At 49.2% G+C, this 11,208-nt stretch carries 11 protein-coding genes and 1 pseudogene; all 12 read left to right on the top strand.

Going from position 1 to position 11,208, the window contains the following annotated elements; genetic code table 11:
- The first annotated feature begins 34 nt into the window (after positions 1–34).
- Entirely contained in the window at positions 35–1,219 is a 1,185-nt protein-coding gene (locus BM056_RS17235; protein ID WP_092472692.1) for a thiolase family protein, read from the top strand.
- A gap of 33 nt (positions 1,220–1,252) precedes the next feature.
- Entirely contained in the window at positions 1,253–2,596 is a 1,344-nt protein-coding gene (locus BM056_RS17240; protein ID WP_092472694.1) for an acetyl-CoA hydrolase/transferase family protein, read from the top strand.
- 51 nt (positions 2,597–2,647) lie between these two features.
- The gene (locus tag BM056_RS17245; RefSeq protein ID WP_092472696.1) at positions 2,648–3,517 is read left to right on the top strand and encodes a 3-hydroxyacyl-CoA dehydrogenase family protein; all 870 of its coding nucleotides are present in this window, start codon (positions 2,648–2,650) and stop codon (positions 3,515–3,517) included.
- Between the two features lie 88 nt (positions 3,518–3,605).
- The gene (locus BM056_RS17250; protein ID WP_092472698.1) at positions 3,606–4,793 is read left to right on the top strand and encodes a thiolase family protein; all 1,188 of its coding nucleotides are present in this window, start codon (positions 3,606–3,608) and stop codon (positions 4,791–4,793) included.
- 31 nt (positions 4,794–4,824) lie between these two features.
- Positions 4,825–5,604, top strand: coding sequence for an enoyl-CoA hydratase-related protein (locus BM056_RS17255; protein ID WP_092472740.1), 780 nt, complete (start codon positions 4,825–4,827; stop codon positions 5,602–5,604).
- Positions 5,605–5,633: 29 nt separating this feature from the next.
- Complete coding sequence (locus BM056_RS17260) at positions 5,634–6,788, top strand: acyl-CoA dehydrogenase family protein (protein ID WP_092472700.1); 1,155 nt, start codon at positions 5,634–5,636, stop codon at positions 6,786–6,788.
- A 43-nt stretch (positions 6,789–6,831) separates the two neighbouring features.
- The gene (locus BM056_RS17265; RefSeq protein WP_238456522.1) at positions 6,832–7,998 is read left to right on the top strand and encodes a thiolase domain-containing protein; all 1,167 of its coding nucleotides are present in this window, start codon (positions 6,832–6,834) and stop codon (positions 7,996–7,998) included.
- Positions 7,999–8,000: 2 nt separating this feature from the next.
- Positions 8,001–9,005, top strand: coding sequence for a hydroxymethylglutaryl-CoA synthase (locus tag BM056_RS17270; protein WP_238456516.1), 1,005 nt, complete (start codon positions 8,001–8,003; stop codon positions 9,003–9,005).
- A 39-nt stretch (positions 9,006–9,044) separates the two neighbouring features.
- Entirely contained in the window at positions 9,045–9,446 is a 402-nt protein-coding gene (locus tag BM056_RS27775; RefSeq protein ID WP_238456517.1) for a Zn-ribbon domain-containing OB-fold protein, read from the top strand.
- Positions 9,447–9,449: 3 nt separating this feature from the next.
- Positions 9,450–9,815, top strand: a pseudogene (locus BM056_RS27780) (electron transfer flavoprotein subunit alpha/FixB family protein); the annotation flags it as partial.
- 356 nt (positions 9,816–10,171) lie between these two features.
- Positions 10,172–10,711 (top strand): hypothetical protein, encoded by a 540-nt coding sequence (locus BM056_RS17285; RefSeq protein WP_131820780.1) that lies wholly within the window; start codon positions 10,172–10,174, stop codon positions 10,709–10,711.
- Between the two features lie 218 nt (positions 10,712–10,929).
- The coding region (locus BM056_RS17290) for a transposase (RefSeq protein WP_092472712.1) at positions 10,930–11,208 on the top strand (279 nt) is incomplete at its 3' end.

Raw genomic sequence — 11,208 nt, forward strand, 5'->3', positions numbered from 1 at the left:
AAACAAAAACTTCGGCGAGGAGGTCTGTAAATAGATGAGAGAGGTTTATTTGGTTGAAGGTGTCCGGACGGCTATCGCCAAAGCAGGAAAAAAATCCTGGTTTGCCAACAAAAGGGCCGACGACCTGGCTGCCCTGGTAATTAATGAGGTATTGGAGCGGGCTGAAATCACCGGGAAAAAGCGGGAGCAGGTTGACGATGTTATTTTAGGCGGAACGGCATTAATGAAAGAAATGGGGGGCAATATCGGCCGTTATGCCACTATTATGGCCGGCATGCCCTATAGTGTGCCCGGTTGCACGGTGGACCGTTTTTGCTCCTCGGGTCTCCAGACTATCGCCTTTGCAGTGTCAACCATAGCCATGGGGTGGGCCGACCTGATTATTGCCGGCGGAGTTCAGCATATGACGCATATTCCCATGGGCGCGGGCGCCGATCCCAACCCCAGGCTGGGCGAATTTGCCGATCCCAATATGAGTTCCATGGGTTATACGGCCGAGATGGTTGCCCGCAGATTTAATATCAGCAGGGAAAAACAGGACCAAATGGCGGTGGAAAGCCATGCCAAGGCCCACAAGGCCACCGTAGAAGGCTTATTTAAACCGGAGATTTTACCCATTGAAGCAGATGCTCCCACCGATGACGGGGGAACTCAAAAGATGGTGGTAGACCGCGACCAGGGCATCAGACCCGGTACCAGCCTGGAAACACTGGCCAAGTTAAAGCCGGTGTTTATGCAGGATGAGCAGGCTACGGTAACTGCCGGGAACGCCAGCCAGACCAATGACGCGGCGGCAGTTCTGCTGGTTGCCGGTAAAGAAAAGATCAAAGAATTAGGCCTCAAACCCAAAATGAAGCTGGTGACTTATGCAGTAGTTGGCGTAGATCCTGCCATTATGGGCATTGGGCCGGCCGTGGCCATACCCAAAGCATTAAAGCAAGCGGGCATGACCGGGGAGCAGATTGATCTGTGGGAAATTAACGAGGCTTTTGCCTCTCAGGCAGTTTATTGCACCGAGGAACTTGGCATCAGAAATCACCCGCTGTTAAATCCCCGGGGCAGCGGTATCGCTCTGGGTCACCCCCTGGGCTGCACCGGCGCTCGCATTGCCACTACGATTATGCACGAAATGCCTTATTACGGGGCCAAATATGCGGTTGAAAGCATGTGTATCGGCCACGGGCAGGGGGCTGCGGCAATCTGGGAATGGGTCGGTTAATCAATAATTAGAGACAGCAAGGGAGTTATTTCTATGGGATATATAGACGAGTACAATAAAAAGCTTGTTTCAGCGGATGAAGCGGTGAAAGTGGTTAAATCAGGCGATTGGGTGGCGTACAGCCATTTTGCCATGACGCCGGTGGTATTGGACGAAGCGCTGGCCAAAAGAAAAGATGAATTAACCGGAGTAAAAATAAGAGGGGTATGCGCAGTTCACCCGGTAAAAGTGGCTTTGGTGGATGCCGATCAAAAACATTTTATCTATAACAATGGCTTTTTCAGCGGCAATGACAGGAAGCTGCAGGATGACGGCAGGGCTTACTATATACCCGGCTTATACGGGGAATCACCTGTTAGTATAAGAACAGGCCAAGCTGAAACACCCAGAGTGGCCATGATGGTTACCACCCCTATGGATGAAAATGGGTATTTTAACTTCAGTGTTTCCAACTCCTATGAGAGGGCGGCCTGTGAGGTAGCGGAAACAGTTATTGTTGAAGTCAATCGGAATGCGCCCCGCTGTCTCGGAGGGGATCAGGAGAGCATTCATATATCTGATGTTGATTATATTGTTGAGGGGAATGACAATCCCTTAATTGAGGTGTCCTCTCACCCTGCATCGGAAGTAGATAAAAAAATAGCTTCTTTAATAGTAGGAGAAATCGAAGACGGGGCCTGCCTGCAATTGGGCATTGGCGGGATGCCCAACACGATTGGCCGGATGCTGGCCGAATCAGATTTAAAAGATCTGGGGGTACACAGTGAAATGCTGTGCGCTTCTTTCGTCGATTTGTATGAACAGGGGAAAATAACGGGCGCCAGGAAGTCGATAGACCGTTTTAAAATGGTATTTTCTTTCGCCATGGGCAATCAGAGGCTATATGACTTTGTGCATAACAATCCCGCCTGCGCCATTTACCCTGTTGATTATACCAACTCGGCCGGCGTAATTGCCCAAAATGACAAACAGATATCAATTAATAATGCCATTGAGATAGACTTATACGGCCAGGTGTGCTCCGAATCAGTTGGCTCGCGGCAGATATCGGGAACGGGCGGACAGTTCGACTTTGTTTATGGCGCTTTTCGTTCCCGGGGCGGGAAATCCTTTATCTGCCTGAGCTCCACCAAACGGGTCCAAGACACCGTGGTATCGAGGATTGTGCCAACCATTACTCCCGGCAATATTGTGACTTTGCCCAGGTCGGTCGTTCAATACGTGGTTACTGAGCATGGTAAAGTGAATTTAAAGGGGAAAGCAACCTGGCACAGGGCTGAAATGCTGATTAGCGTCGCTGATCCGGAATACCGGGAAGATCTGATCAAACAGGCTGAGAAAATGAAAATCTGGACTAAAACCAACAAAAAAATCTAGCTTAACGCTTATTTCCTGCAGGAATGAAAAGTAAAAAGGGAGTGTAGAAAAATGCCAAATTTTGAGGTTAAAACAATTTGTGTTATCGGGGCGGGCAATATGGGACACCAAATATCCCTTTCCGCCGCACTGGCCGGTTATACGGTAATTTGTACCGATATTAACCGGGAGATATTGCAAAAGGCTGAAAATTTTGCTGATACCTACCTGCCGGAAAGAGTGGCCAAGGGGAAACTTGCCGAGGAGGATGCCAAAGCGGCCCGGGCCAGGCTTACTTTTACCGCAAGCTTGGCGGAGGCAGCCAAAGATGCCGACATGGTTATCGAGGCGGCAATTGAAAAATTAGAGCTTAAACGCAAGATATTTGCCGATCTGGATAAAATTTGCCCCCCCCATGCCATTCTGGCCACCAACAGCTCCTATATTATCAGCTCTAAAATTGCTGACGTAACCGGGCGGCCTGAGAAGGTCTGCAACATGCACTTCTTTAATCCTGCGCTGGTAATGAAACTTGTGGAAGTGGTTAAAGGACCCCATGTAGCGGATGAGACTGTTGAAGTTGCAGTGGGTGTTTGTAAAAAAATGGGTAAAGTGCCTGTTGTTTTGCAAAAAGAAATTTATGGTTTCCTGGTTAACCGCGTTGTGTCGGCGATTAAAACGGAAGCTCTTTATATTTACGATATGGGCGTGGCCACCCCTGAAGACATTGATACCGCGGTGGTACACGCTTTGGGGCATCCCATGGGCCCGTTCAGGCTGATGGATCTGACAGGCATTGACCTGAGTTACTATGTCGGAATGGAACGCTATCAGGAGACCGGCGATCCTAAATATAAGCCCTCACCAGTAGTTGTGGAGAAATTTGTCAAGAAAGAATGGGGACGTAAAACCGGTCAAGGTTTTTATGAGTACTGTAAATAGATGACCCGGGTAATGGCAATGGCCGGAGCATTTACCCGTCCATTGCCATGCTATTTTTTATAGGCATAATAATCGGGAGGTTGGAGAATTGAAAGATGTATTTATCGTCAGCGCCGTTCGTACGGCTATTGGCCGTTACGGCGGCAGCCTGAGGCTGATTACCACCGGCGAGATGGGGGCCGTTGTCGTCAAAGAGGCTTTACAAAGGGCGGGGGTAGCCCCGGAAAAGGTTGATGAAGTAATTATGGGCGAAGTCCGTCAGAGCACTGAATCGGCCAACATGGCCAGAGTGGCCGCTTTAAGGGCCGGCCTGCCTGAGGAAGTGCCGGCATACACCATCAACAGGTTATGTGCCTCGGCCATGGAAGCTATGTACAGCGGGTTTTTACGGGTGGCGGCAGGGGAATGTGACGTGGTAGTTGTTGGCGGAGCTGAAAATATGAGTAGGGCTCCCCATTATCTCCGTAACGCCAGATGGAACGATAAGCCGATCCAATTGATTGATTCCAACCAGGAGGGCGCCACCGGAGCCCAGCCGCAGGAGGTATACGGCTACGATCTGGGAATGGGCATGACCGCGGAAAATGTGGCGGAAAAATACCAAATTTCTCGCGAGGACCAGGACGAATTCTCATTGCGCAGCCACCAGTTTACCACCAGAGCCATTAAAGAGGGCAAGTTTAAAGATGAGATTATTCCTGTGGAAGTGAAGTTTAAGAAGAATACCTACATGTTTGATACTGATGAGCATGTCCGCCCGGAAACAACAATAGAAGCACTGGCCAAATTGAAACCAGCTTTTAAGCCGGGCGGTACGGTGACGGCCGGGAACTCCTGCGGTAGAAACGACGGCGCGGCGGTTACTGTGCTGGCATCGGCCGAAGCGGTTAATGAACTGGGGCTGACTCCGCTGGCCAAACTGTTGGGTTTCAGCGCTGTAGCTGTTGATCCTCGTTATATGGGGGTTGGTCCCATACCGGCAGTTAGAAAGATAATGGGCAAATTAAATTTGAGTTTGCACGACATTGATTTGATAGAACTTAACGAAGCCTTTGCATCGCAATCGCTGGCTTGCATCAGGGAACTTGGCCTGGATTTAACCATCACCAACGTTAACGGCGGTGCCATTGCCATGGGGCACCCGCTGGGGGCAACGGGCTGCAGATTATGCGTATCTTTGTTATATGAAATGAAGCGGCGAAATTCCCGCCTGGGCCTGGCCACCCTGTGCGTCGGGGGTGGGCAGGGCATGGCCACGGTGATTGAAAACCTATAATTATGAAATTATGTTAAGTGAGGTGGCAAAGATGGAATTTAAAAATTTATTGCTGGAAAAAGACGGACATATAGCATTTATAACTTTAAACCGGCCGGAAGTTCGCAACGCGCTGGACCCCCAAACCTGGGCGGAAATACGCGCAGCCATTAAAGAATGCCGCTTTGACCGGGAAGTGCGCGTGGTCATCATTACCGGTGCGGGCGGCAAGGCCTTTGCCTCCGGCGCCGATATTCGTTCGCTGCGGGAACGTGAAACCCTGGAAGTACTGAAAAGTGAGGCCCAGGAATCTTTAAACGATGTTGAAAACCTGGAAAAACCGGTGATAGCCGCTATAGACGGGTTTGCTCTCGGTGGCGGGTGTGAGCTGTCCATGGCCTGTGATATCAGGATAGCCACCGCGCGTTCCAAGCTGGGCCAGCCCGAGGTTAACCTGGGCATTATTCCGGGGGCCGGTGGGACCCAGCGGCTGCAAAGGGTTGTTGGTATCGGCAAAGCCAAAGAATTAATCTTTACCGGTGATATCATCAGCGCCCAAGAGGCCAAAGAAATCGGTCTGGTGAACAAGGTAGTGGAGCAGCCGGAAGACCTGCTGCCCGCGGCCAGGGAAATGGCTCAAAAGATTATCGCCAAAGGGCCGATGGCCGTAAGCCTGGCTAAAACCGCCATTAACGTGGGCGCCAATACCGACATTAATTCCGGATTATTGTTTGAGAAATTTGCGCAGACCATAGCTTTTGCCACTGAGGACCGGATCGAAGGAACCTCGGCTTTTTTAGAGAAACGCAAGGCTGATTTTAAAGGTAAATAATCAATTGAAAAAACAAAGGAGTGCTGGTTATGGATTTTAGCATTACCGATGAGATTCGGGATATGAAGCGCACCATCAGGGATTTCGTTGATAATGAAGTGGATAAATATGCTCAGCAAATTGAGGAAGAGGATCAGATTCCGCAGCACCTGATCGACCAGGCCAAAGAAATGGGCCTGTTCGGCATGAGCATACCTGAAGAATACGGCGGGCTGGGCCTGAGCATGCTGGACAAATGCCTGCTGTTGGAGGAGCTGGGCCGGGCCAATATGAGTTTTACCACCCTGATCGGCGCCCATACGGGTATCGGCTCCACCGGCATTGTGGAAATGGCCGGTGAAGAACTAAAGAAAAAATACCTGCCCGACATGGCCAGCGGTGACGCGCTGGGGGCTTTCGCCCTGACCGAGCCCGATGCCGGATCGGACGCTTCCAGCATGAAAACCAATGCCGTATTAAAAGGCGACAAATGGATCTTAAACGGCATTAAACACTTCATTACCAATGCTCCGGAAGCCAAAGTATTTACCGTCATCGCGGTAACCGACCGTGATAAAGGAACCCGCGGGGGCTATACGGCTTTCCTGGTGGAAAAAGACTTTCCCGGATTCTCCATCGGCACCATTGAAAAGAAAATGGGTTTGCGCGGCTCGCATACTTCAGAGGTAATTTTTGAGGATTGCGAAGTTCCCAAAGAAAATGTTATAGGTGAAGTTGGCCGGGGCTATGCCGGCGCTTTAAAAATCCTGAGCAAGGGTCGGGTCGCCCTTGGCGCCCGCTGTGTCGGCGCCTGTGACAAACTGGTGGAGTTATGCGCCAGGTACGCCCAGCAGCGGGTTCAATTCGGCAAGCCGATTTCCTCCTTCCAGGCCATTCAGTGGATGCTGGCGGAAATGGCTACCGATACCGAAGCTGCCCGCGCTCTGACCTACCGGGTGGCCTGGATGGTTGATCAGAAGCTGCCGGTATTGAAAGAGGGCCCGATGGTAAAAATGTTTGCTTCCGAGGCGCTGGCCAGGGTGGCTGACAAGGCGGTTCAGGTTTACGGCGGTATGGGTTACATGAAGGAGTTTCCGCTGGAGCGCTTCTACCGTGACGCCAGGATTACCCGTTTGTATGAAGGAACCAACGAGATTCAGCGGATGGTTATAGCCGGCAGACTGCTTAAAGAATTTGAAATATAGCTTGCACAGCTTACGATGAAAGAAGGTGTCACTATTGGAAGGCGTGGCCATCATAGGAGCAGGCCAGACAAAATATGGTGATTATCCAAACAAGGGTGTCAAAGAACTTTTTGCCGAAGCTTATTTTGAGATGCTGCAGAGTGTGGATCAGGGACTGGAACCGCAGCAAATCCAGGCCGCTTATATCGGCTGTTTAAGCGCCGGCAGCGGTTTTCAGCTGGGGCAGCTGGCGCCGCTGCTGATGGGGCACGTGGGCTTGCCCAGCGTTAACGCGGTTCGCATCGAAAACGCCTGCGGCAGCGGGGGGTACTCACTCCATACTGCGGCGTGCGCGGTGGCGTCAGGGAAATATGACCTGGTAATAGCCGCCGGCGTGGAAAAAATGAGAGACGTATCTTCCAGCAAAGGCCGCTACTGGCTGGGAGTATCCGGGGACACTGAATACGAGCGTCTGGCCGGCTCAACTTTTGCCGGTATCTATGCCTTGATGGCGGCCAGGTACATGCACGATTTCGGGATGCAAAGAGAGCATTTATCAATGGTGGCGGTTAAAAACCACCGCAACGCCGTGGCCAACCCCAAGGCGCAGTTTCGTAAAGAAATAACCATGGAACAGGCACTTAAAGGAGTTCCGGTTGCGCATCCCTTTAACGTTTGGGACTGCAGCCCCACCACTGACGGAGCTGCGGTGGTATTGCTTTGCAACGCCAAATTAGCCAAAAGCTTTACCGATAAACCGGTATATTTGAGGGGCTTTGGCGCGGCCAGCGATTACCTGGCCATCCACGACAGAAATTCCATCACCAGCCTGGCCGCAACGCAAAAAGCCGCCGCCGAGGCCTACAAACAGGCCGGTGTTGGTCCCAGGGACATCGATTTTGCCGAAGTGCATGACTGTTTTACCATAGCTGAAATTATGGCTTACGGCGACCTGGGCTTTTGCAAGGTGGGGCAAGGCCACAAATTGTTGGAGGAAGGCTATACCCGTCCCGACGGTAAATTGCCGGTTAACGCCAGCGGCGGTTTAAAGGCCAAGGGACACCCCATTGGCGCTACGGGCTGCGGCATGGCCGTTGAAATATTTAAACAGCTGCGGGATGAGGCCAAGGAACCCAGCCGCCAGATTAAAAACGCCAGGTTTGCGCTGTCTCACAATGTCGGCGGTTCCGGTGGAACGGCAGCGGTATTCGTCTATCAGAGAGGTGACTAGTGATGAATAAAAGCGTAATCTCTTATGGGGTGTATCTGCCTTATCTAAGGATTAAGCGGGATGAATACATCAGTGCCCTGGGCAGCTGCAGTGCCGCGTTCAAAGAAAAAGCGGTAATGGATGTAGATGAAGATATAATTACCATGGCCATTGAAGCAGCCAGAGACGCTATGGCCGGCCTTGATCCCGCGCAAATTGGCGCCTTATCACTGGCCTCGGCCAATTTTCCTTACTCGGAAAAAATAATGGCGGGAACAGTCATTGAAGCGCTGGGCCTTAACAATAACATATTGACCTGCCAGCACGGCAATTCAACCCTGGCGGGCACCGAAGCCTTTTTATCGGCTATGGGGATGCTGGATCAAACCGAACAAAAATATGCCCTGGTAATCGTTGCCGATGCTCCAGTGGCGGCTGCCGCCGTAGATCTGGAGCACGGGTTCGGCGCAGGCGCGTGCGCCTTTGTTTTGGCCAAAGACGAGCCGGGTCTGGAGCTTGAGGGCGTATATGCGCAGGCCGGGGAAGCGATGGGACTTCGCTACAGGCTGCCCGGTGAAACAGGAGTCAGGGATATTGGCGTAAAAACTTATGCCAACCAGGTCTACAATGAAATCATTAAAGGGGCGGCACAGGGACTGCTGCAGAAAATGCAATTAGCCCCCAATGATTACAGTCACGTGGTGCTGCACCAAAACGACGCTAAAACCGCTGCCGCCCTGGCTAAGAAAATGGGTTTTGGCGAAGAACAGCTCAATTATGGCCAAGTGTTCAGCCTGGTGGGCGATACCGGAGCATGCTCAGCCATGTTGGGTTTATGCAATGTTTTGGACCATGCCCGCAGCGGCGAAAGAATCATGATCTGCTCATACGGGTCCGGCGCGGGGAGCCACGCCATCAGTTTTAAACTATCCGGCGCTTGTAAAAATACCAGGCCGGTAAAGAGCTTATTGGAAAATAAAAAATATATCAGTTATATCTATTACCTTAAGCTTAAAAGATGTATCTGAGGCAGGTGATAAAAAATGGGCGCTCATATATCCATTCCCATGTATCAAAGGGCGGTTGCCCAGCGTTACAGACTGGCCGGGCAAAAATGCAAAAAATGCGGTAAAATCAATTTTCCGCCCAAAGCTGTTTGTAAATACTGCCAGGCGAGCAACGAGTTTGAATACGTACAGCTCAGCGGTAAAGGAACGGTTTATTCAAATACGGTAATAGCCGGAGGGGGTGCCCCGCCGGAATTTGCGGAAGAAGCCAAATGCAAAGGCAGTTACCCGGTAGCAATAGTAGAGCTGGAAGAGGGACCCCGGGTTATCGCCCAGCTGGTCAACCCGCCCGAGGAAGGTTATGCTATCGGCATGCCGGTGGAGGTTGTTTTTAGAAAAATATATGAGGAAGAGGGAGTCATTCGTTACGGATTCAAATTCCGAGTGGCCACTCAACCTTAAATTTCCGACGTTATTGTCAGCGACGGCCGGGGTATGAATGGTCCGGAAAACTTTAAATTATTAGAGGAACTTGCCGACGTGCTCGGCGCAGCCGTGGGCGCCTCCCGCGCCGCGGTGAATGCCGGCTGGGTATCCCACAGCTTCCAAGTAGGCCAAACCGGTAAAACAGTATCACCCGTATTATATATTGCCTGCGGTATTTCCGGTGCCATTCAACACCTGGCCGGTATGAGTTCAGCCAAATGCATCGTAGCCATCAACAAGGATGAAGAAGCCAACATCTTTAAAGTTGCCGATTATGGCATAGTTGGAGATTTATTCGAAGTTGTTCCGGTGCTGACTGAAGAGTTAAAGAAAATCATAGCTTAATTTTTAATCTTTGACATATTGTTTTTACCGCATAACATGTGGTTAATTCCCCTTCTGCCCTGCAAATAAGTTTTGCAGGGTATTTTTTTGTTATGGGGTAATAGTTTGCCTACCAGTAGATGAGAATTTGCTGATGCATAAGGCATTTTTATCTTGCAACATTGTGGAAAAATTTACATATGAGGAGGAAAAAACCGACCTCTGTGGAAATTACTACATAATTATTGACATTAGGTATTGGGGATAGCAGGTTAAAAATCCCTACAATAATCCCTAGCCCCATATGGCTACACCAACCAGGAACGGCTGCAGCCTGACGTTGATAGGGTGAGGTTATCATAAAAATGATTAGGAGAGTGATTATAATTTTAAAAAGGTTATTATTAATTACCATAATATTAAGTTTGTTTGCTATTAACACAGGATGTGGAACAAATGATGATAGTAATCAAGACGCAAAAAATACATCGCAAGAAAAGTTATTAACTGATGCAGAAATTAAGGATATTATCTACCATTCAGAGAAAACAGCCGTAGATATTCTTAACTTGGCTATTAAAGAAAGAATGGAAGGTATAGAAAAGCCTCCTTTTGAAAGCGTAAAGTTAAAATTGATTGAGCATTATTCAACGGAGATCGTTACTAAACTTGGGGTGTTTTATGAAAGTAATTGCGAAGGGTGGAGTAATTTAGCTGCCATATTTCCATTTTACGAGCGCGAAAAACTGGACGAAAAAGACATCACTTTTGAAGTAATTGAGAGAGGCAAAGATAAGATAATAGTTTTTCTGCGTGATCCTTCAGACGTGATGCAAATGGAACTTGGTCAGCCCTATGAATCAACTTATATATTAGAAAACATAAATGGTACCTGGATAATTACGGAACAAAAATAAAAAACAACTTCTCGGATGCAAAAATTTAAACCCTAAGAGTATGTGTAGGAGAAAATTATTAAGGGGGGTTAGACCATCACAAGGACTTTAACGCCTTGACTCCGTGTGGTTACCCTAACCAGGAGCGGTTGAAGTCGGATCTATTTAGCCCCTTTATGAGAATTGAGTCTTGTCCCCTGATGGTATAAACTAAAATTAACGGGAAGGGGATAAGCAGCATGAAAGGAAAAAGATACCCAAAAGAATATAAGGACCAATTAATTAAGGAAGCATTAGAAATCGGCAACGTTGTACAAGTAGCTAAACGCAATGAAATTAACGTTAAAACACTATACCGCTGGATCAGCGAGTCTAACCATAAAGCATGGCAGAATACCAAAAGTGATGCTAAGAAAATGGGCGTTTACGTGCCATCGCATCAGGAATTTAAACAGTTAGAGAAAGAAAACGATAAACTTAAAAAAATCCTTGGTGAAAAAGACCTTGAAATAGCTGTA

It is taken from the genome of Desulfotruncus arcticus DSM 17038 (assembly GCF_900113335.1).
In the GTDB taxonomy this organism is placed as follows: Bacteria; Bacillota; Desulfotomaculia; order Desulfotomaculales; family Desulfallaceae; genus Desulfotruncus; species Desulfotruncus arcticus.

Excerpts from the sequence above, each read along its gene's own strand:
- BM056_RS17235 (WP_092472692.1), top strand. The coding sequence starts at position 35 with ATGAGAGAGGTTTATTTGGTTGAAGGTGTCCGGACGGCTATCGCCAAA.
- BM056_RS17240 (WP_092472694.1), top strand. The coding sequence starts at position 1,253 with ATGGGATATATAGACGAGTACAATAAAAAGCTTGTTTCAGCGGATGAA.
- BM056_RS17245 (WP_092472696.1), top strand. The coding sequence starts at position 2,648 with ATGCCAAATTTTGAGGTTAAAACAATTTGTGTTATCGGGGCGGGCAAT.
- BM056_RS17255 (WP_092472740.1), top strand. The coding sequence starts at position 4,825 with ATGGAATTTAAAAATTTATTGCTGGAAAAAGACGGACATATAGCATTT.
- BM056_RS17260 (WP_092472700.1), top strand. The coding sequence starts at position 5,634 with ATGGATTTTAGCATTACCGATGAGATTCGGGATATGAAGCGCACCATC.
- BM056_RS17270 (WP_238456516.1), top strand. The coding sequence starts at position 8,001 with ATGAATAAAAGCGTAATCTCTTATGGGGTGTATCTGCCTTATCTAAGG.
- BM056_RS27775 (WP_238456517.1), top strand. The coding sequence starts at position 9,045 with ATGTATCAAAGGGCGGTTGCCCAGCGTTACAGACTGGCCGGGCAAAAA.